We start from the raw sequence: 24,983 nt of genomic DNA on the forward strand, positions 1-24,983 counted from the left end.
ACTCCATGGTGGTGATTGACGTACTTGGCGCGTGGCAGCGGTCAGCGGGGGCTGCCATCGGGTAGCCATTCCTTGCATTGCCTGAAGATGCGATTCCGGCAGTTCGCGCAGACCTGCAGATCGAAGTGCGGATAGAGCGTGCCGATCACGTCGTCGCCGATCGCGAAGAGCCTGTCCCGTCCGATGTCGTCGAGCTGGCCGCCGCGCTCAAGCGTGCTGCGTGCCTGCTCGTTCAGCCGATGGAAGTAAAGTCCGCCTCCGCGCGCGCGCCGCCGGCGTGCCTCCTCGGCGAGCAGGTCGGCACCGGATGCGTCGATGAAGTTGATACCGGGGGCCAGCACGAGCAGATGGCGCTGTTCCGGATGGACTTCCTCCAGCTGATGGAGATGGCGCTTCACGTGATCGATGGCGCCGAAATACAGTTCGCCGTCGATGAACTCCATCTTCAGCTGCGGACAATCCGGCTCGTCGCGCTGCGGAACGAAGTGGTACTGACCCTCGCCGGGCGCCGGTACGGCGGCGCGTATGCCGGGTCGTGCGGTGCGCTCCAGGTAAAGCACCAGAGAGAGAATGACGCCGGCGTAGATTGCGAACTCGAGCTGGAACACGAGCGTGGAGGCGAGCGTTGCGAACAGCACTGCGGACTCGCGCCGGCTGGTGCGCATGACGGCCCGGATGTGCTTCACGTCGATCAGCGCGTAGGCGACCATGAACAGGATGGCCGCCATCGATGCGATCGGCAGGTAACGCGCCAAAGGCACGAAGAACAGCAAGGTCAGAACAAGGAAGCAGGCCGAGAACACCGACGACAGCGGCGTGACCGCGCCGGCCTCGTAGTTGATGCCGCTGCGTGTGAACGAGCCGCTCGACACGTAACCCGAGAAGAAACTTCCGGCCACATTGGCCAGCCCCTGGCCGAAGAACTCCTGATTGCCATCAATGTGCTGGCCCGACTTGGCGCCCACGGCGCGCGCGATGGACAGCGCCTCGGTCAGCGACAGCAGGGTAACGGCGAGCGCGATCGCGCCGAGCTGGTGGAGCACCTCCATGGACAGCATTGGCGCGGAAAGCGGCGGCAGGCTGCGTGGAATCTCCGACACCGTCTCGATGCCTGCATCGTGGCCGAGCGCCGCTTTCACGGCGAGCGCGTAAACGCTGCCGACAACCATGGCCACGATCATGTAGGGCACGCGGGGCAAGTGACGCTTAGTGAGTATCCCGGCTGCGAGCGTCATCGCGCCTACCCCCGCCACCTGCCAGTTGATGTCACCCGCTGCTGCCGCAAAGCGGGACAGCGTGCCGAAGAACTCCCCGCCTGAGCCGTAGTGCAGACCGAAGAAGTTCTTCAGCTGGCTGACCGCGATCAGCACGGCCGCGCCTGCCGTGAAGCCGATGACCACGCTGTGCGAGATGAAGTTGACCAGCATGCCCATGCGCGCGAAGGCGAGCGCGAGCTGCATCAGGCCGACCATGAAGGTGAGCGTCAGGACGTAGGCGATATAGGTCGCGCTGCCCGGCTCGGCCAGCGGGCTGATGGTCGAGAACACCACGATGGAAAGCGCCGCGGTCGGACCGGATACCAGATGCCTGGACGAGCCGAACAGCGCTGCAAAGATGACCGGAATGATTGCGGCGTAGAGACCGTACTCGGGCGGCATGCCGGCGATGTGGGCATAGGCCACCGCCTGCGGCAGCAGGATGATGGTTCCGCTCAGGCCTGCCATGGCATCGCTGCGCAGCGATGCCCGATTGACCATCGGCCACCAGCGCCGCATTGGCAGCAATGACAGACCCGTTCTGTACACGCGATTGGACAGTGGATTCAAGCGTCGGGCTTCCGTGGTGAGAGTGCGCGCCGGCAGTTGAGTGAGGCGGTGAAGTGCGATGACTTGTCGGTGCGCATGGCCGACCCCTTACGCAAGTTCAGTGCCACGGCACGCGCGCGCAGGCGGCGCAAACGCCTGCGCGGCGCCGCATCAAGGCCGTACGGAAGGGATTGCGGAGCGGGCTGGCAGCCGATGCGTGTGGCGGCGCCACTCGCCGCTGTGCGCGGGCGCTGAGGTGATGTTTCCTGAGGAAACGTTGCGGTGTTTCACGAGGAAACCGCTCACGCGGTCGGCGCGGCGTCGAGGTCGCGGTGCCGCACTCAAGGCGGGCGGCTGTGGCGTGCGCAGAAGGCTTGCGCAGCAACGGTTCTGGCGCAGTGGCCCGCTTGGCTCTCAGCGGCGGGCACGCCTTCTGCTAAGTCGGGTTATCGGCGCATTACCGTCGATCCGAGCAGCTGTACGACATCACCTCGTTACGTACCGGAAAGGACCTCACATGTCTCGCAACGCAGTGGAGTGGAAGCAGACGCCGAGCTTCCCTGAATCTCACTATGTCGATACGCGCATCTATACCGAGGAGGACATCTTTCTCGACGAGCAGCGCAAGATCTTCAACAAGTGCTGGATCATTGCCTGCCACGAGTCGGAGATTCCGAACGCCTACGATTACCGCACGTTCAGCCATCCCGGCGGGCCGCCGCTCATCGTGATCCGCGGTGAGGACATGAAGGTGCGGACCTTCTACAACATCTGTCCGCATCGCGGCAACACGCTGCTCTACGAGCCGGTCGGAAACGCCAAGCGCATTACCTGCATCTTCCATGCGTGGTCGTTCAACGCGACAGGCGACTGCATCGACATCTCCCGCGGCAAAGAGGGCTATCAGGACCGCTTTGGCTGCAAGGATGCAGGGCTGCGCGAGGTGAAGACCGAACTGGGCTTCGGCGGCTTCGTGTGGGTGAACGTCGATGACGAGAGCTGCACCCTGAAGGAATACATCGGCGAGGCGATGGGAATGCTCGACGAGCATCTGGACCAGCCGCTCGAGGTGTTCCACTACCACAAGGCGGTTGTGAATACGAACTACAAGCTGTGGCACGACACGAACAGCGAGTTCTATCACGACTACATGCATTACTTCAATCGCATCACCGGCATGATCCAGCCGGGCTACTTCGACCGGAAGTACACCGGCTATCCGAACGGACACGCGTCGGTCGGCTCGATGGCGATCAAGTACGACGCCTACGAGGGCAGCAAGGCGCGCGGCGTGGGCTGGCCTGGCCTGGCGCCGGGCGGCTGGGTGCTCATCGATATCTTCCCCGGCATGACCTACAACCTGCGCACCTCGGTGCTGCGCATGGACACCGCCATCCCGCTCGGCCCGAACAAGCTGCTGATCGAGTTCCGCGGGCTCGGACTCAAGAGCGATACGCCTGAGCAACGCGCCGAGCGCATCCGTGACCACAACATGATCTGGGGGCCGTTCGGCCGCAACCTGCACGAGGACCTGCTTGGCGTCCACGGCCAGGGACTTGCGATGCGTGAGCGTACGGACAGTCGTTGGGTGATCCATGGGCGCGAGGAGAACATGACCATCCATGACGAGGGCGGGATGCGTCACTTCTACGCCGAATGGAGCCGCCGCATGGGACGCAAGGCCTATGACCCGTACGGCGAGCAGGCCGTTGCGGCGAAGTGACTCCTGATCAACCGAACCGATACGAGAGGGCAAGCGTGGATACCAGAACCGCCATTACCGAACTCATCCACAGATCCGGTCTGATCATGGACGAGCGCGATTTCAAGGGCTATCTCGACCTGTGTGCGCCGGATTACCAGTACCGCATCACCGCATACAGCCCCGAGATCCGCAAGGACATGACGTGGCTGGAACATGACAAGGCCGGAATGAAGTCGTTGTTCGAGAACCTGCATCGGCACAACAGCGACAAGTCGCCGATCAGTCGCCACATCAATGTCTGCCTGGTGGACATCGATGAAGCGGCCGAAGAGGCCAGCGTCACCAGCACGATCGAGGTGTTCCGCACCACGCTCGATGGTGGCGAGACCGAACTGTTCGCGGTGGGCAAGCTGTACGACACGGTGACGCTGGGCCATGACGGCCCGGCGCTGCGCAGTCGGAACGTGCGCCTCGATACGCGGCTGCTCGGCTACGGCTATCACATTCCGTTCTGACCTCGGCCGGGGACACGACATGAAAATCCAGGTCAACGCACGAAACCGCACGCATCTGTTCGAAGCTTCACCGGGCGAGAAGATCCTGCACGGCGGTCTGGCGCGGGGCATCGCACTTCCCTACGAATGTGCCAGTGGAACCTGTGGCACCTGCAAGGCGAAGCGGGTGTCCGGCGACATCGACGACGCCTGGCCTGATGCGCCCGGGCGCAAGAGCCTGAAGTCGGCCGACGAGTTCCTGATGTGTCAGTGCGTGGCCCGGACCGATGTCGTGGCCGAGGTACCCGCCTTCGTACAGATGATGGATACCGGCTCCTGCGTGCCTTGCGCAGGCACCGGGCGTATCGCCTCGACCGGGATGCTCACGCACGACGTGATGCTGATCGATGTCGAAACGGACGCACCGGTGGAATTCGACGCCGGCCAGTTCGTGCTGCTCGGTGTCGACGAGGTCGAAGGCATGCGCGGCTGGTCGATGGTCAATTTCGATCGCCATGCGCGCACCCTGCGCTTCGTCGTCCGGCGCAAGCCGGACGGCGTGCTCTCGAACTGGCTGTTCGACGCCTCGTCGCGCGTCGGTACCCGCGTGTCGCTGTTCGGCCCGCTGGGGCACGCAACCTTCTACCCCAGCCTTGGACGCGATTTGCTGTGCATCGCTGGCGGCAGCGGCATCGCCGGCGTCATGTCCATCCTTTCGCGCGCCGAGCAGGATGAGTACTTCAGTCGGCACGCGGGCGACGTGTTCTTCGGCGTCCGTACGTCTCGCGATGTGTACTTTCTCGACGAGTTCACGCGCCTGCGTCGTGTCTGTGGCGAGGGACTCGCCGTCACCGTCGCCTTGAGCGACGAGGACCCGCCGACCTCGCTGGTGAACGATTACCCGCTGATCCGCTTCGATCGCGGCTTCGTTCACGAGGTGGCCAAGCGGCACATGGTGGGACGCCTGGGCAACGTCATTGCCTATCTTGCTGGGCCGCCGCCGGCGGTCGATGCCTCGATCCGGATGCTGCTGCTGTCGCGCGTTACCGCGGACAACATCCGGTACGACAAATTCAGCTAGGACCGCCGGTATGCAAAAACAGCGAATCTGCAGTGCGTCGGACGTCCCTGACAACGGGATGAAGAGCTACGACATCGAGGGCATGAAGATCCTCGTGGTGAATGCCGGCGAGTGCTTCCATGCATATCAGGGGCTGTGTCCACACCAGGACGTGTGCCTCGACGAAGGGTACTTCGACGGCCAGTTGCTCACCTGTCACCAGCATCTGTGGCAGTGGGACATCGGGACCGGCGAAGCCGTCGGCCTGGCGGAGGCGCCGCTCGAGAAGTACGAGGTGGAGGTCAGCGAGGGCGAGATCTTCGTACTGCAGTCGAGTGCGCTCAAGGCAGTGGACATGTTGAAGGACGTCTCCGCTGCTTCGCTCGAGCGCCTGGAAGCGCTGGCCCGACGGGAGCAGCTCTCGGCGGGAACGGTGATCTACGAGGTCGATGATCCAGCCGACGACCTCTACGTGCTCGAGTCGGGGCGCGTGGAATTCACGATAGGGCGCGACGACCGCACGCGGCTGGCGGGCTTCATGTTGCGCAAGGGCGAAGTGTTCGGCTGGGCGGCTCTGCTGGAGCAGCATCCCCGCCGCATTGCCCGCGCCGTCTGCCATGAGGACTCGGTGCTGTTGCGATTGAACGGCGAAGCGATGCTGGATGCGCTGGAAGCCGATCCGACCTCGGGGCTGATGGTGATGCGACGGCTGGCGACGCTGGTCGCGCGCCATACGACAGGACCCCAGAACAGTTAGTGCCGGACCGGATAGACGGTCCCGACGTGTCCGGAAGGAACGGGGGCGAGGGTATGCAGATGCAGTGATGTGGCAGTGCGGAGACTTCGATGTCCATACCAACAATCAGGAGGAGAGTTTGCCATGGGTAATCTCAGGAATCGGGTATGCAGGATGGTGTTGACGCTGCTCGCAGCGGCGGCGTGTGCGCTGACAGGTGGCGTCGCGCAGGCCGGCGACATCAACTTCGGCAAGGTGGGCGAACCGGTGAAGCTGGTGGTGGGCTACCAGCCCTACTACACGGAGTCGTGGTCGGGTGTCGTCATGCGCGGCAAGAAGTTCTACGAGAAGTACCTGCCCAAGGGCTCGAAGGTCAACTTCGCGGTCGGTCTGCAGGGTGCGGTCGTTGTCAATGCGATGCTCGCAGGCAAGCAGCACATCGGTTACGTCGGCGACATGCCGGGCATCGTATCGACGACCAAGCAGCAGGTCGCCGACATCCGCATCGTCGCGGCGCTCGGCCTCGGCAAGGACCAGTGCAACATCTTTCTCGCTCGCAAGGACGCCCCGAACTTCGCATCCTCCAAGGAAGCGCTGAAGTGGCTCAACGGCAAGAACGTGGCGGTGCCCAAGGGCAGCTGCACCGACCGCTTCGCGCAGGAGACCTTCAAGAAGGAGAGCATCACTCCGGGCGCCTATCTGAACCAGAACATTGAAGTCATCACCAGCGGCTTCCGCGCCGGCAAGCTGGACGCTGCGGTGGTGTGGGAGCCGACGGCGTCCCGCCTGGTACAGGAAGGCCTGGCGAAGCGCGTCGCGTCCGGAACGACAGTGGACGAAAGTGACGGTGGCTTTCTCACCATGCGCGAGGACCTCATCCGCACCCGTCCGGACGTGGTCAAAGCCTGGCTGAACGCGGAGCTCGATGCCCAACTGTTCCTCGCTGACCCCGCCAACGCGCAGGAAATCGCCCGCATGGCGATGGAGCAGACCACTGGCTTTACCGAGCGAGCGCTCTGGTCATCGATGTTCCTGCGCTATCCGGACAGCGCGGGTGGTGTCGATCAGCGCCTGCTGCTTCCCTTCACGATCACGCCCGAGGTGCAGGCACTCATCACCGATGCCACCGCCTTCCTGTTCGCCATCAAGAGCATCAACGTCGACAAGCTTCGCCCGGAAGCCGTGATGCCCGAGTTCACCCAGGCCGTCCTGAAGGAGCGCGGACTGACCTCGCCGATCGGTGCGGTCAAGGCGCTGCCGGAATCCGCTTACAAGGGTAACTGAGCTGAGGAACGCGTTCGCATGGGGCGGACGCGTCACACGTTGAATGCGAGGGAACATGGAACAAGTCGAACGCTTGCTTAAGCGGACCTTGCCCTTCCAGGTCGTGTCGCCGGAAACGCTGGACGGCATTGCCGAGATCTCGAGACATGAGGTCTTCAAGGCGGGTGAGGTCATCTACGGGGCCGGGCAGCCGGCCGAAGAGGTCTACGTACTCGTGTCGGGCCGGGTGGCGCACCGGATAGATCCGGAAATCAAAGCGCGTGTGCATGAGAAGGAACTGCAGGTCGGGGACGTCTTCGGCTGGGCGGCGATACTCGAGGGCGAGAAGGTGCGGCTTGCCGACGTCGCCTGCATCGAGGCGGCCGAAGTCCTGAAGATCGACGGCACCCGCCTGCTGGAGCTTCTGCGCAAGGACGTCAATTTCGGCGAGGCGGCGCTGAAGAGCTTTTCCCAGCTCATCAGCCAGCAGTACTACCTGCCGCCGTCCGTGTCCGGGCGCGTGCCCACGACGCTGTCCAAGGTGGGGGATACGCGTACACCCGCCTCGAATCAGGCGGAACCGCAAACGGCCTCGGCGTGGACGCTGACCATGTACCGCGCCGGCGAGTGGCTCAGGAGCCCCGACCCCTACCTGATGATGGTGGGTTTCGCGCTGATGCTGGGCTTCTGGTACCTGACGGTGGAAGTGCTCAAGCTGCCGCGCTTCGAGGATTTGCCCGGCCTGACTACGGTGGTGAAGGAGTGGTTCGCCGAGGATCCGGTCTATGGCATGTCCATCTACACCGCTGAGTACTACCAGCACATATGGGTGAGCATACGGCGCGTCGCCATTGCCTTCCTGCTGGCGACCGCGCTCGGCGTGCCGCTGGGTCTGTTCCTGGGCTGGTCGCGCAGCTTCCGCGAGTACGTGTTCCCGGTGTTCGAGCTGCTTCGCCCTATCCCCATCCTCGCGTGGGTGCCGCTGGCAATCATCATGTTCTCCGGCAGCGAGACGCCAGTCATCTTCCTCACCTTCCTCGCGTCCTTCTTTGCGACCGCACTCAACACGATGCTGGGCGTCGAGTCGATCGACGAGTCCTACACGCGCGCCGCAGCCTGTCTCGGCGCGAACCGCTGGCAGGTGTTCAAGGAAGTGATCGTGCCGGGGTCCATGCCCTATGTGTTCACCGGACTGCAGATCTCGGTTGGGGTTGCGTGGTTCTCGCTGGTGGCCGGGGAGATGGTGTCCGGGCAGTACGGACTGGGCTACGTGATCAACACGTCCTACACGATGGTCAGATACCCCACCATCATCATCGGCATGGTGACGCTCGGCATCGTCGGTTACACGACGAGCGCGATGGTCCGGGTTGCCGGCAACTACATGATGCAGTGGCGTCTGCGTGAAATGGCTCTGGGAGGTCGGTGATGAGTGCTGTGCTTGAGAAGGTACGTACGCAGGGCAACGAGGCGCGCTACGGGGCGATCCGCATCGACGACGTGGTCAAGATCTACGACCCGGAGGGGGCCGCGGTCATGGCGGTCGATCACTGCACGCTGGACATCAAGGCAGGCGAGATCTGCATGATCGTCGGACCATCCGGCTGCGGGAAGACGTCGCTGCTGAACGCGATCGCCGGCTTCCACGACATCACGTCGGGCGCCATCTACATGGATGGCGAGATGCTCTGCGGTCCTGGCAAGCCGAGGGCGGACCCGGGTGCCGACCGCATCGTGGTGTTCCAGAACGGCGCCCTGTTTCCGTGGAAGACGAATCTCGAGAACGTCGCCTTCGGCCCGATGATGCAGGGCAAGCTGAGCAAGAAGGAGATCATCGAGAAGGCGCGCAGCATGATGGCCGATGCCGGCCTCAGCGGCACCGAGCACAACTACCCGGGCGAGGTTTCGTCGGGGCTGCGGCGGCGGGTCGAGATCGTGCGCGCGCTGATGAACGACCCCAAGGTGCTGCTGTTCGACGAGCCCTACCGGGCGCTCGACTCGCTGACCCGTTCGGTGATGCACGAGTCGCTGCTCGAGATCTACTACAAGAACAAGGTCACGATTTTCTTCATTACCCACGACCTGGAAGAGGCGATCTTCCTTGGCCACAAGCTGGTGATCATGACGACACGGCCATGTCGCCCGAAGAAAGTGCTCGAGGTTGACATACCGCATCCGCGCGACTACAGCGTGCTCACCAGTCCGCGTTTCCGCGAACTGCTCGAGGAAACCTCGTCGGTCGTGCATGAAGAGGCGCGCAAATCCTTCGCCTCCGGCGAGAAGGAGGGCTGAGCGATGAACATGAAGAAGATACGGCGTTCGCTGTTCAGCCGCACCACGCTGCGCGCCATCGTGTCGATCACCGTTTTCCTGATTCTGTGGGAGGCGGGATCGCGGTCGAAGGAATGGGCAGGCTTCACCATGCCCTGGATCGGGCTGATACCGCCACCCACCAGCGTTGTGTCCGTGTGGTGGGATCTGCTGGGTGATAGCGGCTACTGGCAGAGCTGGTATCTGAGCCTGATGCGCGTACTGAGTGGCTTCGTCGCGGCAATGGTGATCGGCATACCGCTCGGTCTGCTGATGGCGGTCAGTCGAACCTTCAATTCGATCACCTTCCCGTCGTTCGAAATCCTGCGGCCGATTCCGCCGCTTGCCTGGGTCCCGGTCGCCATCATTTTCTGGCCGACCGAAGAGCTGTCGATTGCCTTCGTCACCTTCCTCGGCGCCTTCTTCACGGTGGTGATCAACGTGCTGGGTGGTGCGCGCTCGATCGACATGCGCTTCTACCAGTCAGCGCAGGCCATGGGCTCGTCGCAGTGGGACATCTTCAAGCGCATCGTGCTGCCAGCGACCGTGCCTTCCATCGTGGTGGGGTCATCGGTGGGCATGGGCATCACCTGGAACGTGGTGGTGGCCGCCGAGATGATCTCCGGTGGTGGGGGGGGCGGTGGCTCGGGCGGCGGACTCGGGTTCTTCATCTGGAACTCCTATGTCGGTGGCTCCTATGAGCAGATCGTCATCGGAATGATCAGCATCGGCATCGCCGGCTATGCGTGCAGCGAGCTTCTGCGAGGCATCGGCGGCTTCTTCACACCCTGGCTCAGAACACGGTAAGGAGGCGGATCATGGCAAGTGCAACTCAGAGCGCGATGGCGCCGATCACCAGCAAGATCTCGATCAACGCCGGGGAGATGATCGTCAGCAATGTGTGCAAGTCATACGGCACAGGGTTGTTCGAGAAGAAGGTGGTGAAGGACTGTTCGTTCAACGTCGAGCGCGGCAAGCTCACCGTGATGATCGGCCCCTCCGGCTGCGGCAAGAGCACACTGATCAAGCTGCTCGCGGGGTTCGAGAAACCCACGAGCGGCAACATCCTGCTGAATGGCAAGCCGGTGACCGGGCCGGGGCGGGACAGACTGGTGGTGTTCCAGGAGTCGGCACTCTTTCCATGGATGACGTCCTACGACAACATCATGTACGGGCCGATCGCACGCGGTGAGGACGACAAGAAAGCGCGTGACCTCGCCGAGTTCCTGCTCGACAAGGTGGGCCTGCGCGACTTCCGCAAGAAGTATCCGATGCAGCTGTCGGGGGGCATGCAGCGCAGGGCGGAGCTCGCGCGCGCAATGATCAACAACCCGGAGGTGATGATCCTCGACGAGCCCTTCCGCGGACTCGACGCGATGTCGAAGGAACTGATGTGGGAGTACTACTCGGCGCTGTACGAGGAGTCCCGCCGCACCACCTTCTTCGTCACTACGGATATCGACGAGGCGCTGTTTCTCGCCGACCGCTTGATCATCATGAGCAATATCCCGACCCGGGTGAGAGCCACCATCGAGGTGGACATTCCGCGGCCGCGCAAGCTGGCCGACTTCTTCCTCGGCGACCGCGCCAACGAAGTGAAGATGACCGCACTGTCACTGCTGCACGAGGAGGCGATGAAGTCCTTCTCCGGAGGCAGCAAGGCGGCGGCCGACTTCGTCGAATCCTACGCAAGGAGATCACAGAGGGCGTGACGCGTCGCGCCGCACGGCGCGCGTCTCGACACCTTGACGAGCGTGCCTGACGGTGCGCCCGCAGGGAGCGCTCGCGCCAGAAAAACGCGGGGTCGCATCACCGCGACTCCGCGCAACAGCCGGACGGGGCACAGAAAGCCCCACTCTCAACGACTCAAGACAGGCGGACACCATGACCCAGACCGTGATCGACATGCGCAGCAGACCTTCCTACCTGCACGACTTCTATGGCGCGACGCCCGACACCCCCTCGTTCGAGGTGGTGAAGTGGCTGAACCGCCGGACGGGGTCGCAGGACGAACTGCATTTCACCCGCTCGAAGAACGCCAGTTCCTTCGTCAAGGAGATCCGCGCCGCCGGCATCGCCCAGGCGGTGGTGGTCGGCCGCGACACACCGGGGATCAAGCACTCGAACGACGAAATCATGAAGATGGTTTCGGAGCACAAGGAGCTCGTCGGCATCGGTTCGGTCGATCCGCACGCCAGCGGCATCAAGGCGGCGACCGACGAGATCGAGCGCGCAGTGCGGAAGCTCGGCCTGAAAGGCATCAACATCGAACCCGGCTTCTGCAACCCTCAGGTGGCGGCGGACGATGCGCAGCTCTATCCGGTGTACGAGGCCTGCCAGGCGCTGGGCGTGCCGGTGACCATCATGTCGGGTCCGACCACGCCGCGCTTCGAACTGACCGATCCCGCGTCGATCGGCCGCGTGGCGAAGAATTTTCCTCAGCTCAAGATCGTCTGCTATCACGGCTTTTGGCCCTACGTGAACGAGATGATCGGCATCGCCTTCCGCTGGGACAACGTGTTCGTCGTGGCGGACATGTACATCTTCCTGCCCGGTGGTTCGCTGTATGTCGAGGCCGCGAACGGCTTCATGCAGGACCAGCTGCTGTTCGGCAGTTCCTATCCGTTCCGTGCGATGGGTCAGTCAGTCGAGGACTACCGTACCCTCGGTTTCAAGGAATCGGTCATCGACAAGGTGATGGGCGGCAACGCGAAGCAGGTTCTGGGGCTTTGAGGCGATGGGCGAGGAGGCGACGATGAACACGATAGGGCAGCCCATATCGATACGCCGGGCCGACGATGAGGACATCGACTGGCTGCTCGACATGTACACATCGCTCGACTTCTCGCCCGAGCCCTCACTGCCGCTGACCGATGCACGCGCACGCTTCCGGCAGATCGAGGGCTATCCGGACTACCGGGTGTACGTCGCCGAGTGCGACGGCGAACGGGTGGGTACGTTCGCCCTCATCATCATCGACGGCCTTGCACATGGCGGGCGTCCGCACGCGATTGTCGAAGATGTTGTGGTCGCACCCGGGCTTCGCCGCCGTGGCGTAGGTCAGGCAATGATGCGCTTCGCCATGGAGGGCTGCGCGGAGGCGGGCTGCTACAAGCTCGCGCTGTCGAGTCACCTGAGGCGAGAAAAGGCGCACCGCTTCTACGAAATGCTCGGGTTCGAGCGGCATGGCTACAGCTTCATGATCGAGTTCTGAGCTGCATCGACGACGATGTCCAGCGTCTGCAGCCTTGCGCTTCAGGGACCGGGGGGACGCGGCGACGTGTCGGCTGCGGCGCGCCGGAAGGCTGCGGTCGCCAGGTGTGCGTCGCGCGTTGTCGGCGGGTCAGGCGAGCGCCAGCATGCGAAGGGCCATCTCGTTGAAGCGCTCGGAGATGGTCTCCGCACCGAGCGAGCCGTCCGGCCGCATCCACAGATAGCTGTAGAAATACATTCCGAGTACGCCCTTCAGGACCACCGGGTCGTAGGGCCTGAAGAGACCCTGTTCGGCGCCGGCGATGAAGGCGTCCTTCCAAACACGTTCGTAGCGCGTGTGCAGCGCAAGCACTTCCGCACGGCGCGTATCTGTCAGCGACTGGACTTCCCGAAAGCACACCGTCAGCTCCGCCTGATGGGACGCGATCATCGAGATCAGGTGGTGACCCAGTATGCAGATGCGCTTTCTCGGGTCCGCTTCCTCTTCGGCGATCACCGCGAGTTCGTTCAGATCGGTGATGTACTCGCGGGCAATGTCGTAGAGAAGGTCGTCCTTGCTGCGGATGTGGTGGTAGAGCGCTCCGCGGCCCAGCTGGACTGCGTTTTGCAGCTCGGTCATCCCCACCGCGTGATAGCCGCGCTCGGCAAAAAGGCGGGCGGCCGCCTTGACGATGCGTGCTCGCTGCGAACGGTCGTCCTTCGTGTCTACGCTCATGAGAACGGCCCCGGAGGGGCCAGAGTTCAAAGTTCTTCAGATCATAAATTACCCGCTGTGCCTTGCGTTCAAAGCATCGTGCCCAAAGCGATGCGTTGAGCGACATCCACGCGGTGGGGTGCCACCGAGCGAGTTTCGGCCACCGCCCGCATGAGTTGATTGATCCAGCCAGTACGCCGACGTAGTATACCGACCGATCGGTACAGCCCGGTCATCGGAGATTCCCAACCACCTGGAGGTCATCGTGGATCAGAAGATTGACGGAGTACGTTTGGTCGCAGCCGCGCGCGCCGAACTCGAGGCTCACAGTTCGATTACGCACAATCCGTCGCGACGTGCGCTGCTCGCGAAGACGGCAGCCGCCGCGGTGACCGGGCTGGCCGGTGTCGGTGTCGCGCGCGCGGAGCCGCTTGCGGTGCCGGAATCGAACAAGACACTCGGACGCCCACTGCCCCCTGAAGAGTACGGTGTGCCATCGAAGTACGAGTCGCACGTGAAACGACGGCGAACTGATGTGCTGGTGAACAAGCAGAACTATTCGGACTGGAGCTTCACGCCGCTGCATCAGCAACTGGGCACCGTCACGCCGAACGGGCTGATCTACGAGAGGCACCACAACGGGGTACCCGACATCAATCCCGACCAGCATCGCTTCGTCATTCACGGCATGGTCCGCCAGCCCTTGGTTTTCTCGATGTCCGATCTGATGAAGTATCCGTCGGTGTCGCGCTTCCACTTCATGGAGTGTTCGGGCAATGGCCTGACTGACTGGCTGAAGCCGGCCGCCCGCACCGTGCAGCAGACGCACGGGCTGCTGTCGTGCGCCCAGTGGACCGGCATTCCGGTATCGACGCTGCTCGATGAGGCCGGCGTCTCGCCTTCGGCGACATGGGCACTGGCGGAGGGCGGGGATGGTGCGGCGCATGCACGCAGCATTCCGATGAAGAAGCTGATGGAGGACGCGCTCATCGTCTATGCGGCGAACGGCGAAATGCTCAGACCTGAAAACGGTTACCCGCTTCGTCTGTTCATTCCGGGCTGGGAGGGGAACGTCAGCATCAAGTGGCTGCGCCGGCTCAAGCTGGGCGACCAGCCGTGGCATCTGCGCAGCGAGACTGCGCGCTACACCGATCCGATGCCGGACGGGAAGTGGCGTCAGTTCAGTTTCGAGATGGAGGCGAAGTCCGTGATCACCTCGCCATCCGGAAGCATGAAGATACGCCCGGGCCCGATCGAGATCGTCGGCTTCGCGTGGTCTGGCAAGGGGAGCATACGTGCGGTGGACGTCACGCTCGATGGCGGTCGTACCTGGCGCCAGGCGCAACTGGAAGGGCCGGTGATGGAGAAGTGCCTGACGCGATTCCGGCTGCAGTGGAACTGGACCGGTGGTCCGACAACGATAGCCAGCCGCTGCGTCAACTCGACCGGCTACGTCCAGCCGACGGTGGAGGACATCCAGAAAGTGCGCGCGATCACCGGCTTCGTGCAGCACCACAACGGCGTTTTTCCGTGGTTCATCAACGAAGCAGGGGAGGTGAAGAATGCGATCGCTTGAGACAGTGACGATGGCCCTGGCCGCCACCCTGCTGCTGGCGGGTTGCGCGGGAAATACGGTGAGTTCGGCAACTGCTTCACCGCATGCCCGCCCGGCCGCGCTCGGCACGCCCGTCGTTGAACCGGATCTCGTCGCCTGGAATATCGATGTCCGCGGTCCGGACGGGCAGGGGCTGCCGCCGGGGTCCGGCAACGCACGGACAGGCAAGGCGGTGTTCGACGCCCAATGCGCCTCCTGCCACGGCGCCGCGGCTGCTGGCGGACCGATGTTCGGCACCATGGTGGGCGGTATCGGTTCGTTCAAGACCGACAAGCGTCTGCTTACGCCGGGCAGCATGTATCCATATGCGCCGGCGCTGTTCGATTACATCCGCCGCGCCATGCCGCTGACCGCGCCGCAGTCGCTCAGCAACGACGAAACCTACGCGGTAACGGCTTACCTGCTGCATCTCAACGGATTGGTGGAGCAGGACGCCGAGATGAATGCGAACAGTCTGGCGGCGATCCGCATGCCGAACCGGGACGGCTTCATCGTCAACGACCGGCCGGACACGAGCGCTGTCCGGTGCATGCAGGACTGCAAGCCGCTGCGCACAAGCGTTGCCGCACCTTGAGGAAGCGATGGCAGATACGTTCGCCATCTACGCGGCAGACAGTGATCAGGACTGCACTAGCTGATACTGACTGATGGATTGCCGGGGTAGCGTCGGCGTGGCCGACCGCTCCGACGCCAGGAGGTGTGTCCATACCCGGCCGATCTCATCCGCCCCACGGGATCTGGTCGGCCGGGTTACGTTGGTCTCGTCCCGCAGTCCGACATCGCCCGGCGGGGCGCTACACAGGCATCCGCTTCGCCGCGGCAATCGGATTTCGCGTGTAAACGGAAAAGGCCCGCATCGCTGCGGGCCTTTTGTGTCTTGGCTCCCCGACCTGGGCTCGAACCAGGGACCTACGGATTAACAGTCCGGCGCTCTACCGACTGAGCTATCGGGGAAGAAAGAGGCCGCAACTATAGACAGCCCGCCGACGATCGTCAAGCGATTGATGCGATATTTTCTTCGGCCTGAATGTGCGGTCACTCGGCACCCGAGTCGATTTATGATCGCGTCACCGCTGCCTGCAAGACTGTCTGGCAGCCACAACCGCATGACTTCATCTCTTCAGCGTCGGTGATCGAGCCGGCGCGGCAAGGCGGCCAGCGCGCATCCATGAACGAAAATGCTGTTTACGTAAAGACCGAGGCCGGCGAAGAGGCGGTGAGCAAGCGCACCATCGTCCAGCGCAACCTGCGCTCCATCCTGATCATGATCGACGGGCGCACGCCTGTCGGCAATCTGGCGCAGCAGTTTGGCGATCCGCTCATTGTCGAGGGCCTGGTCGGCGAACTGGAGCACCGCGGACTGGTGCGCCGGATCGACGCGCCGCCACAGGGCGAGGAGGCGGACCGCGCAGAACTGTCGTCCATGCTGGTCGATATCGAGGATCTGGTCAGCCAGCCGATCACGCCGGTGTCGGACGACATCCGTCGGGCGCACGAAAAGGCGTCGGCGAAGGAGTCGCCGGTGCTCGACGAGTTCGCGATGGCCTTGCCCGAGCTGGCGGCGCCGGCCCCGGCGAATGCCCCGGCCCCCGCTGCAGCGTTGTCGGCGGCCGACGATGTACGGGGTGCCATTCGTCGCGCGATGATGTCCGCCTCGCCAGACGCCGCTGCCGCGGAGCGCAGCGGCGGTGGCCTGCAACGGGTGTTCGATCTGTTCGCGGGACGTGTCGGCGACCGCAAGGGCCCGCCAGGTTCGCTCGGCAAGAAGATCGTCCTCTCCGTGGCGGTGCTGCTGCTGCTGCTGGTCGGCCTTTTCTTCCTTTATCCCTATCAGCGGCATCTGCCGCACTTCGAGTCCCTGGCGACCGAATTGCTGGGGCAGCCGGTACGCATCGCTTCGGTTTCGCCCAGCCTGTTCCCCGAGCCGTCCATCGCACTCGAAGGGGTGACGGTGGGCGGGCCCGGGCAGCTCGAAATCGGCGCGGTGAAGCTGCTGCCGCGCGTATCCACGCTGCTGTCGGAACGCACGGTTCTGCGCGACGTGCGCATCGAGCGCGCGGCGCTGAATCTCTCCTTCCTTCCGTCGCTGTCGCGTCGCCAGGACATCAACTGGGCGTCGCGCTGGGTCACGGTCGAGCACGTCAGCATGGTTGACGCCAGCATCGTGCTGCTCGATGGTGCGATCGGCGCGCTCGGCGGCGATCTGGCGCTTGACGAGAACGGCGTGTTAACGCGTCTGTCGCTCGCCTCGGCCGACGGCGGGCTCAAGCTTCAGGGCAACAATGCCGGCGGCGTCTGGAGCGTGTCGATGACGGCGCTGGGTTGGCAGACCCCGGGCAAGCCTTCGTTGCTGTTCGATGTGCTGGAGGCGCAGGGCACGCTGAACAGCCGTCGTCTGCAATTCGACAAGCTGGATGTGAAGCTCTACGACGGTTACGCGACCGGCAGCGTCGCGCTGGACTTTGCCGACGTGGCAAAGTTCGAAGGGCAGTTGCAGACCTCCCGTCTGAGCCTCGGTGGACTGCTGAAGGTGTTCGCACCGACGCTGTTACTGACCGGCGATCTGTCCTTGTCCCTGTCGCTGACCGGCGAGGGCCGGAACTACGAGGAACTGCAGAAGAACCTCCGTGGCACTGGCACGATGGGGGTGCAGCGCGGGCAGATCGAGCGCGTCGATCTTGTGCAGGCGGTGCGCATTCCCCGGCCGGGGGGGGTGCGTGGCGGCAGCACGCGCTTCGATCGGCTGGACGCCAACGCGGTGGTTGACGCGAACGGCGTGAGCCTGAGCCAGGTGGTGATGGAATCGGGTCTGGTCGGCGCCAACGGCACGCTGCGTCTGGCTGACGACACCTTGCGCGGGCGTCTCGACGTAACGCTGCAGGGCTCTGCAACGACGGTGCGCGCGCCGGTGAGCATCGAGGGTCCGTACGCGGATCCGGTGGTGAAGCTGCTGCGCTGAGCAGGTCGAGGCACCGCGCAGCTTTCACCGCGTGCTGTCATGCCAGGCGGTAAAGTGATGGCTCTAACAATCGCACAGGCGTTTGCATCATGACCATCCTGGTAACCGGCGGTGCCGGCTTCATCGGCAGCAACTTCGTTCTCGACTGGCTGGCCGGCAGCGATGAGCCGGTCGTCAATGTCGATGCGCTGACCTACGCGGGCAACCGCGCCAACCTGACGTCGCTCGATGGCGACGCGCGTCACGTCTTCGTGCACGGCGACATCTGCGACCGCGAACTGATAGACCGCCTGCTCGCGCAGCATCATCCGCGCGCCATCGTGCATTTCGCCGCCGAGTCGCACGTCAACCGCTCGATCCACGGCCCGGGCGAATTCATGCGCACCAACGTCACCGGCACCTTCACGCTGCTGGAAGCTGCCCGTGGCTACTGGGGTGCACTCGAAGGCGACGACAAGGCCGCCTTCCGCTTCCACCACGTGAGCACCGACGAGGTCTATGGTTCGCTCAAGCCCACCGACCCGCCTTTCGCCGAAACCAATGCCTACGAACCGAACAGCCCCTACTCGGCGAGCAAGGCGGCGAGCGACCACCTGGTGCGCGCCTGGCACCACACCTACGGCCTGCCGGTGGTGACCACCAACTGTTCGAACAATTACGGCCCGTATCATTTTCCCGAGAAGCTGATCCCGCTCATCATCGTCAATGCGCTGGCCGGCAAGCCGCTGCCTGTTTATGGCGACGGGCAGCAGGTGCGCGACTGGCTGTACGTGAAGGACCACTGCGCGGCCATCCGCGAAGTGCTGGCGCGCGGCCGTCTGGGCGAGACCTACAACATCGGCGGCTGGAACGAGAAGCCGAACATCGACATCGTGCGCACGGTGTGCGCGCTGCTCGACGAAATGAAGCCGGACGCCGCCGGCCCCTACCAACGGCTGATCACTTATGTGAAGGACCGCCCCGGCCACGACCGGCGCTACGCGATCGACGCGCGCAAGATCGAGCGTGAACTGGGGTGGCGGCCGGCGGAAACCTTCGACACGGGCATCCGCAAGACGGTGCGCTGGTATCTGGACAACCAGACTTGGGTGCAGGACGTGCTCAGCGGCGGTTATCGCGACTGGGTGAGCAAGCAGTACGGCGGAGCGTCGGCATGAAAGTCCTGCTGTTCGGCAAGGGGGGACAGGTTGGCTGGGAACTGCAGCGCGCGCTCGCTCCGCTGGGTGAGCTGATTGCGCTGGACTTCGACAGCACCGGAGATCTGTCCGGCGACTTCAGTCAGCCGGAGGCCGTGGCGGCAACCGTGCGCCGTGTGGCACCGGATCTCATCGTCAATGCGGCCGCGCACACCGCGGTTGACAAGGCCGAGAGCGAAGTCGATCTGGCGCGCCTGATCAACGCGACCACGCCCGGACGCATCGCACAGGAAGCCAAGGCACTCGGCGCCCACCTTATCCACTACTCGACGGATTACGTGTTCGACGGCAGCGGTGACGTGCCGCGCGACGAGACGGCGGCGACCGGGCCGCTCAGCGTCTATGGCCGCACCAAGCTGGAGGGCGAGCAGCTGATCGCAGCGTCCGGCGCCACTCACCTCATCCTGCGCACCAGCTGGGTCTATGCTGCACGCGGCGGCAACTTCGCCAAGACCATGCTGAAACTGGCGAAGGAGCGCGAACGGCTCACCGTCATCGCCGACCAGATCGGCGCGCCGACCGGCGCCGAACTGCTGGCCGACGTCAGCGCACACGCCGCGCGCGCGCTGCGCGTCCGACCCGAACTGGGCGGGCTTTATCACTGCGTGGCTGCCGGCGAAACGTCCTGGCATGGTTACGCCACCCATGTGATCGAACGCGCGCGCGCGGCCGGTCACGCGATCAAGGTTGCGCCGGACGCCATCCTGCCCATCCCGACCAGCGATTACCCCACACCGGCCACGCGTCCGCTCAATTCGCGGCTCGATACCCGTCGGCTGCGGGAGGCCTTCGGTCTCGTGCTGCCGCCCTGGCAGCAGGGCGTGGACCGCATGCTGGCCGAAATCCTCTGAACAGAATCAGGAGCACCCTCATGACACGCAAGGGCATCGTACTGGCCGGTGGATCCGGCACGCGCCTGCACCCGGTGACGATCGCGGTATCGAAGCAGCTGATGCCGGTCTACGACAAGCCGATGATCTACTACCCGCTGTTGACGCTGATGCTGGCGGGCATACGCGACGTACTGGTGATTTCGACGCCGCAGGACACGCCGCGCTTCCAGTCCTTGCTGGGCGACGGTTCGGCCTGGGGCATGCGGATCGAGTATGCGGTGCAGCCCAGCCCGGATGGTCTGGCGCAGGCCTTCATCATTGGCGAGGACTTCATCGGTGGCGGCCCCTCGGCGCTGGTGCTCGGTGACAACCTTTTCTACGGCCACGAATTCGCGCATGACCTGAAGTCGGCCAGCGCACGCGAGGCAGGGGCTACGGTGTTCGCCTACGGCGTGACCGACCCGGAGCGCTACGGCGTGGTCGAGTTCGACGCCAACGGACGCGCGATCAGTCTGGAAGAGAAGCCGGCCAAGCCGCGCAGCCGCTACGCGGTGACCGGGCTGTATTTCTACGACGGTGAGGCGAGCACGATTGCCAAGGCACTGAAGCCGTCTCCGCGCGGTGAGCTCGAGATCACCGACCTGAACCGCGTGTATCTGGAACGCGGCGCGCTGGAAGTGCAGGTGATGGGCCGCGGTCACGCCTGGCTGGACACCGGCACGCACGACTCGCTGATCGAGGCGGCGCAGTTCATCCAGACACTGGAGAAGCGCCAGGGCCTGAAGATTTCCTGCCCGGAAGAGATCGCCTGGCGGCAGGGCTGGATCGATTCCGACCAGCTGAAGAAGATCGCCTCCCCGCTGGCCAAGAGCGGTTACGGCCAGTATCTGCTGCGCATCATCGACGAACAGGTGTTCTGATGAAGGTGATCGAAACAGGTATCCCCGGGCTGCTCGTGCTCGAACCGAAGGTGTTCGGCGACGCCCGTGGCTTCTTCATGGAAAGCTTCAACGCGCGCACCTTTGCCGAGGTGACCGGGCTGGAGCTGGACTTCGTACAGGACAACCACTCGCGCAGCGGACGCGGCGTGCTGCGCGGACTGCACTACCAGGTGCAGCAGCCGCAGGGCAAGCTGGTGCGCGTGTCGCAGGGGCGGGTGTTCGACGTCGCGGTCAACCTGCGCCGGTCATCGCCCACCTTCGGCCGCTGGCACGGCGTAGAACTGAGCGGCGAGAACCACCGCCAGTTCTGGGTGCCGGCCGGCTTCGCGCACGGCTTCTACGTGCTGAGCGAGTCGGCGGATTTCCTGTACAAGACGACCGACTACTACGCGCCGGAGCACGAGCGCAGCCTCGCCTGGAACGACCCGACGGTGGGTGTGCAGTGGCCGCTCGACGGTGAGCCGCTGCTGTCGGCCAAGGATCTGGCGGGCAAGCCGCTCGGTGAGTGCGAGGTGTTCGAGAACCTCTGATCCGGTGCCGGGGCGGCGATCGGGAGGCACGCTGCGCCTGTCGCGTGCCGGCCGGAAGCTGTCTACAACATGAACGTCATTTAATCCGCGCGGTAATCCCTGGTTAACACCCGGGATCGCGCCGGGTGGGAGCATCTTCCTCGTTCTCTATGCGGGAGGATTCCCATGAGTGACCTGAAGAAGAGGCTGGCACGTATTGCGCTGGCGGGCGGTCTGGCGACCAGCGCGTTCGGCGTCGGGGCCGCCGTTGAGGATGACCGGCTGCTGGCGTCCCAGTGCCTGGGTTGTCATGCCGCGGACGCGTCCGGCACAGGCGGCTTTGATCGTCTGAATGGTGAGACGGCCGCCGAAATTTCCGAAGAGCTGAACGAGATGCGGGCTACAAGCAAGGAGCTCGACATCATGCATATGCAGGCACGCGGCTACACGGACGACCAGATACGACGCATCGCCGACTGGTTCGTCCGTTACGCGCCGGCCGCAGGCGCACACGGCGCGGGCAGCGAGTACGAACCAGGTCGCGACGGGCACAAGGAGGCAAAGGACGCAAGCACGAAGAAGGTGTCGGCACGGAAAGCGTCAACGAAAAAGGCGGTCGCGAAGCGGCCGACCGTACGGAAATCGAGCTGAGGGCGCCGACATGACTTTCGAGACTGTGTTCAAGCAGCCGCTGGATCGTCGCGGCTTTCTGGGGGCGCTGGGCGGTGCCGCAGCATGGATGGCGGCCGGCATTCCGAAGCCGGCCCGTGCCGCCGCGGCGCGCATCGTGGTGGTGGGCGGCGGTTTTGGCGGGGCGACCGCAGCGAAGTACATCGCGCAATGGGGCGGCGCCGGCGTGTCGGTGACGCTGGTCGAGCCGAATGCACGTCACGTTTCCTGCATCCTGAGCAATCTGGTCCTCAATGACCGGATCAAGCTGGCAGGTCTGGGATTCGGCTACGACAAGCTGAAGCAGCGCTACGGCATCGAGGTGGTGGCTGACCGCGCGGTGGCGGCTGATCCGGACGCAGGCAAGCTGGAACTCGCCAGCGGCATCACCCTGGATTTCGACCGGCTGGTGATTGCACCGGGTATCGCGTTTGATCGGGTACCGGGCCTGGAGACACTCGAGCAGCAGATCCTGGTACCACATGCGTGGGTGGCGGGTCCGCAGACACAGACCTTGCGCGATCAGTTGAACGCGATGCGTGATGGCGGCACGGTCGTGATGAGCATTCCCCGGTCACCTTACCGTTGCCCGCCGGGGCCGTATGAGCGCGCCTGCGTGATCGCCGATTTCCTGAAGCGCAGGAAACCCCGGTCCAAGCTGGTCCTGCTCGATGCCAACACAGATATTCAGGCCGAACCTCTGATGTTCCGCCAGGCCTTCGCCCAGCTGTATGCCGGTCGGCTGGAGTATGTCCCGAATGCCGAAGTCAGGCGCGTGAGCTTCGAGGGCGGTCGCAAGCTGGCCTGGGTCAGCGACGGCCTCGATGGCGAGACCGCCTGGCGGGCCGACGTGCTGAACGTCATTCCACGCAATACCGCGGCAAGGCTCGCGCACGATATCGGGGTGGTGAACGTGAATGGCCGATGGGCCGGGGTGGATCCGCTGACCTACGCGTTGACGGCGGCGCCGCGCATCCATGTGATCGGCGATGCGCAGGGCACCGGTCTGCCGAAAGCGGGGCATATCGCCAACTCCGAGGCGAAGATTTGTGCCGACGCGATCGTCCGGCTCATCAATGGCTGGCCGGTGGACGAACCCGTGCGCATGCAGAGCGTAGTGGCGAATTCCGCCTGTTTCAGCCCGATCACCTACGACACGGCGTCATGGCTGAATGCCGTCTTTGCCTACGATGCAGCGAGCGGATCGATGAAGCGGGTCGATGCGTCCTTCGGTGAAGCGCCGACGCGCAGCAAGGACAACTTCGAACAGATGCTGAAATGGGCGGCCCGCCTGTTCGACGACACCTTTGCCTGAGCGCGGTCGTGGCCGACCGGTGTTGCACCGCATTCCAAGCGTGGGCCGCTACGCGCCGGATTGATGCGGTGGGCCGGGCGGTCATGCCCCGCCGCGCCACGTCCGCGCCGACGCGGCACGAACGCCTTTCCGCGGCCGCGGACAGCGGCCCTCAGGCGTTGTCGCCTTCCGCGGATGCAGCAGCCCTGGCCGCCTTCGCGGCCTTGTCCTCGGCCAGCATCTGCGCGCGGGTTTCCGGCGTTTCAAGGCTCACACGGCCGATCAGACCGTCGCGGTAATCCTGCAGCAGCGTGAACGCGGCTTTTTCCAGATCGGGTGCGCCGCCCTTGATACGGTAGCCGCGGCGCGCGGCGATGTGTTCGATCACCGCCACGCCGTCCATGTCGGGCGTGCAGCCGTAGCGCGCGGTGAGCATCTGCGGGTAACGCGCCTGCAGCAGATTGCCGAGAAAGGTGGCGACCTCTTCGTCGATGATTGCGTTGCGACCGATGGCATGGCTGGCGGCCAGCATCAGGCCATCGCTCTCGTGCTCGATCTTCGGCCACATCAGGCCCGGCGTGTCGTACAGCGTGAGCCGCGGGTTCAGATGGATGCGCTGGATGCTCTTGGTGATCGCCGGCTCGTCACCGGTGGCGGCCACTTTCTTCTTCACCAGCGCATTCATCAGCGTCGATTTGCCGACGTTCGGTATGCCCATGATGATGACGCGCAGCGGCTTCAGATTGTCGTCGCGGTGTGGCGCGAGCGATTGCGCCAGCGACTGGATGCGTCCGGCGTCGCCCGGCTTGCGCGCCGACATGGCGACCGCCTTGGTGTTCGGCTGGCTGTTGAAGAACTTGAGCCAGGCCGCGGTCACGTCGGGATCGGCCAGATCCGCCTTGTTCAGCAGCTTCAGGCACGGCCGGTTCCGGTGCGTGCGGATGGCGTGGATCAGCGGATTGCTGCTCGCCTCCGGCAGGCGCGCGTCGAGCACCTCGACCACGACGTCGATCGATTTCATCGCGTCGGTCGCGTGCTTGCGCGCGGCGGTCATGTGACCGGGGAACCACTGGATGGACATGTGAGGCGGGCGGGGCGGCGGGAAAGGTCGCCATTCTACCGGTTGACGCCGCGCATCGCCCTGAAACACCGGAACGCCTGATGTGGTCGAAGCGGACACTTCACAGGAGACCGCCATGCTCGTCCGCCTCATCTACGCCAGCAAGGTCCGCGACGGCCTCGCACCCGGCGACATCGACCACATCCTCGCCCGCTCGCAGGCGAACAACGCGCGCGTCGGCGTCACCGGGGCGCTGTGCTACACCGGCGGCGTGTTCCTGCAGTGTCTGGAAGGCGGGCGGCGGGAGGTGAACGAGGTCTATCACCGCATCGTCGGCGACCCGCGTCATCGCGATCCGGCCATTCTCGGTTTCACCGAGGTCACGGCGCGCGACTTCGCCGACTGGGCCATGGGATATGTCGGCTACACGGCCGATAACCGCGCGCTGTTCCTGAAGTACTGCCCGCGCCCCGAATTCGACCCCTACGCGATGAGCACGGCCTCGGTCGAGGCGCTGCTGCATGAACTGCTCGGCGTGGCACGCTGGAAGACGGCGCGCGCAGAACGCCCGAGCGCGTGAGGCGCACCCCCTGCCGACGGTAGCCGCGACAACGCCTGCTGCGACAG

At 64.3% G+C, this 24,983-nt stretch carries 24 protein-coding genes and 1 tRNA gene; 21 read left to right on the forward strand and 4 right to left on the reverse strand.

Features of this window, described 5'->3' with window-relative positions; translation table 11 throughout:
• Positions 1-41 precede the first annotated feature (41 nt).
• Complete coding sequence (locus ACQ66H_RS07855) at positions 42-1,775, reverse strand: SulP family inorganic anion transporter (protein WP_430435609.1); 1,734 nt, start codon at positions 1,773-1,775, stop codon at positions 42-44.
• Between the two features lie 547 nt (positions 1,776-2,322).
• Here ACQ66H_RS07855 and ACQ66H_RS07860 point away from each other — a divergent pair.
• From ACQ66H_RS07860 to ACQ66H_RS07910, 11 genes are all read left to right on the forward strand, one after another.
• Positions 2,323-3,528, forward strand: coding sequence for an aromatic ring-hydroxylating oxygenase subunit alpha (locus ACQ66H_RS07860; RefSeq protein ID WP_430433533.1), 1,206 nt, complete (start codon positions 2,323-2,325; stop codon positions 3,526-3,528).
• Positions 3,529-3,563: 35 nt separating this feature from the next.
• Complete coding sequence (locus tag ACQ66H_RS07865; RefSeq protein ID WP_024300526.1) at positions 3,564-4,025, forward strand: aromatic-ring-hydroxylating dioxygenase subunit beta; 462 nt, start codon at positions 3,564-3,566, stop codon at positions 4,023-4,025.
• 19 nt (positions 4,026-4,044) lie between these two features.
• A complete protein-coding gene (locus tag ACQ66H_RS07870) occupies positions 4,045-5,085 on the forward strand; it encodes a 2Fe-2S iron-sulfur cluster-binding protein (RefSeq protein WP_430433534.1) in 1,041 nt (346 codons plus the stop codon).
• 10 nt (positions 5,086-5,095) lie between these two features.
• On the forward strand, positions 5,096-5,821 hold the full coding sequence (locus ACQ66H_RS07875; protein WP_430433535.1) for a cyclic nucleotide-binding domain-containing protein: 726 nt from the start codon (positions 5,096-5,098) through the stop codon (positions 5,819-5,821).
• 123 nt (positions 5,822-5,944) lie between these two features.
• On the forward strand, positions 5,945-7,084 hold the full coding sequence (locus ACQ66H_RS07880; RefSeq protein ID WP_430433536.1) for an ABC transporter substrate-binding protein: 1,140 nt from the start codon (positions 5,945-5,947) through the stop codon (positions 7,082-7,084).
• A 55-nt stretch (positions 7,085-7,139) separates the two neighbouring features.
• Complete coding sequence (locus tag ACQ66H_RS07885) at positions 7,140-8,492, forward strand: ABC transporter permease subunit (RefSeq protein ID WP_019918790.1); 1,353 nt, start codon at positions 7,140-7,142, stop codon at positions 8,490-8,492.
• Positions 8,492-9,355 (forward strand): ABC transporter ATP-binding protein, encoded by an 864-nt coding sequence (locus ACQ66H_RS07890; protein ID WP_304027149.1) that lies wholly within the window; start codon positions 8,492-8,494, stop codon positions 9,353-9,355. The genes ACQ66H_RS07885 and ACQ66H_RS07890 overlap by 1 nt, the downstream gene beginning before the upstream one ends.
• A 3-nt stretch (positions 9,356-9,358) precedes the next feature.
• On the forward strand, positions 9,359-10,180 hold the full coding sequence (locus tag ACQ66H_RS07895; RefSeq protein WP_019918788.1) for an ABC transporter permease: 822 nt from the start codon (positions 9,359-9,361) through the stop codon (positions 10,178-10,180).
• An 11-nt stretch (positions 10,181-10,191) separates the two neighbouring features.
• Positions 10,192-11,085 carry an ABC transporter ATP-binding protein gene (locus tag ACQ66H_RS07900; RefSeq protein ID WP_232419671.1) on the forward strand — a complete coding sequence of 298 codons (894 nt, stop codon included), beginning with the start codon at positions 10,192-10,194 and terminating at the stop codon, positions 11,083-11,085.
• A gap of 172 nt (positions 11,086-11,257) precedes the next feature.
• Positions 11,258-12,106, forward strand: coding sequence for an amidohydrolase family protein (locus ACQ66H_RS07905; RefSeq protein ID WP_430433537.1), 849 nt, complete (start codon positions 11,258-11,260; stop codon positions 12,104-12,106).
• 22 nt (positions 12,107-12,128) lie between these two features.
• Positions 12,129-12,587 (forward strand): N-acetyltransferase family protein, encoded by a 459-nt coding sequence (locus tag ACQ66H_RS07910; RefSeq protein ID WP_430433538.1) that lies wholly within the window; start codon positions 12,129-12,131, stop codon positions 12,585-12,587.
• Between the two features lie 129 nt (positions 12,588-12,716).
• On the opposite strand, the gene ACQ66H_RS07915 is transcribed toward ACQ66H_RS07910, so the two are convergent.
• Positions 12,717-13,301: a TetR/AcrR family transcriptional regulator gene (locus ACQ66H_RS07915; protein ID WP_430433539.1), complete on the reverse strand. Its 585-nt coding sequence runs from the start codon at positions 13,299-13,301 to the stop codon at positions 12,717-12,719.
• A gap of 244 nt (positions 13,302-13,545) precedes the next feature.
• Between ACQ66H_RS07915 and soxC the strand changes: the two genes are divergently transcribed.
• The gene (soxC, locus tag ACQ66H_RS07920) at positions 13,546-14,856 is read left to right on the forward strand and encodes a sulfite dehydrogenase (protein ID WP_430433540.1); all 1,311 of its coding nucleotides are present in this window, start codon (positions 13,546-13,548) and stop codon (positions 14,854-14,856) included.
• Positions 14,857-14,866: 10 nt separating this feature from the next.
• Positions 14,867-15,469, forward strand: coding sequence for a c-type cytochrome (locus ACQ66H_RS07925; protein ID WP_430433541.1), 603 nt, complete (start codon positions 14,867-14,869; stop codon positions 15,467-15,469).
• Between the two features lie 304 nt (positions 15,470-15,773).
• Here the strand turns inward: ACQ66H_RS07925 and ACQ66H_RS07930 are convergent.
• Positions 15,774-15,849: transfer RNA gene (locus ACQ66H_RS07930), tRNA-Asn, on the reverse strand.
• 214 nt (positions 15,850-16,063) lie between these two features.
• Here ACQ66H_RS07930 and ACQ66H_RS07935 point away from each other — a divergent pair.
• The 7 genes from ACQ66H_RS07935 (at position 16,064) to ACQ66H_RS07965 (ending at position 23,317) form a co-directional block, all read left to right on the forward strand.
• Positions 16,064-17,854, forward strand: a complete 1,791-nt coding sequence (locus ACQ66H_RS07935) for an AsmA-like C-terminal region-containing protein (RefSeq protein ID WP_430433542.1) — start codon at positions 16,064-16,066, stop codon at positions 17,852-17,854.
• 89 nt (positions 17,855-17,943) lie between these two features.
• On the forward strand, positions 17,944-19,011 hold the full coding sequence (gene rfbB / locus ACQ66H_RS07940; protein ID WP_430433543.1) for a dTDP-glucose 4,6-dehydratase: 1,068 nt from the start codon (positions 17,944-17,946) through the stop codon (positions 19,009-19,011).
• Positions 19,008-19,901: a dTDP-4-dehydrorhamnose reductase gene (gene rfbD / locus ACQ66H_RS07945; RefSeq protein WP_430433544.1), complete on the forward strand. Its 894-nt coding sequence runs from the start codon at positions 19,008-19,010 to the stop codon at positions 19,899-19,901. Before rfbB ends, rfbD begins: the two co-directional genes overlap by 4 nt.
• A gap of 20 nt (positions 19,902-19,921) precedes the next feature.
• Positions 19,922-20,803 carry a glucose-1-phosphate thymidylyltransferase RfbA gene (gene rfbA, locus ACQ66H_RS07950; protein WP_430433545.1) on the forward strand — a complete coding sequence of 294 codons (882 nt, stop codon included), beginning with the start codon at positions 19,922-19,924 and terminating at the stop codon, positions 20,801-20,803.
• Entirely contained in the window at positions 20,803-21,354 is a 552-nt protein-coding gene (gene rfbC / locus ACQ66H_RS07955; RefSeq protein WP_430433546.1) for a dTDP-4-dehydrorhamnose 3,5-epimerase, read from the forward strand. Before rfbA ends, rfbC begins: the two co-directional genes overlap by 1 nt.
• Positions 21,355-21,519: 165 nt before the next feature.
• On the forward strand, positions 21,520-21,984 hold the full coding sequence (locus ACQ66H_RS07960) for a c-type cytochrome (RefSeq protein WP_430433547.1): 465 nt from the start codon (positions 21,520-21,522) through the stop codon (positions 21,982-21,984).
• A 10-nt stretch (positions 21,985-21,994) separates the two neighbouring features.
• The gene (locus tag ACQ66H_RS07965; protein ID WP_430433548.1) at positions 21,995-23,317 is read left to right on the forward strand and encodes an FAD-dependent oxidoreductase; all 1,323 of its coding nucleotides are present in this window, start codon (positions 21,995-21,997) and stop codon (positions 23,315-23,317) included.
• A 151-nt stretch (positions 23,318-23,468) separates the two neighbouring features.
• Here ACQ66H_RS07965 and ylqF read toward each other — a convergent pair whose 3' ends face one another.
• Positions 23,469-24,377 (reverse strand): ribosome biogenesis GTPase YlqF, encoded by a 909-nt coding sequence (ylqF, locus tag ACQ66H_RS07970; protein ID WP_425762359.1) that lies wholly within the window; start codon positions 24,375-24,377, stop codon positions 23,469-23,471.
• A 115-nt stretch (positions 24,378-24,492) separates the two neighbouring features.
• Here ylqF and ACQ66H_RS07975 point away from each other — a divergent pair, with 115 nt between their 5' ends.
• Positions 24,493-24,936: a BLUF domain-containing protein gene (locus ACQ66H_RS07975; protein WP_304000802.1), complete on the forward strand. Its 444-nt coding sequence runs from the start codon at positions 24,493-24,495 to the stop codon at positions 24,934-24,936.
• Positions 24,937-24,983 lie beyond the last annotated feature (47 nt).

The organism is Methyloversatilis sp., from assembly GCF_965284615.1.
In the GTDB taxonomy this organism is placed as follows: domain Bacteria; phylum Pseudomonadota; class Gammaproteobacteria; order Burkholderiales; family Rhodocyclaceae; genus Methyloversatilis.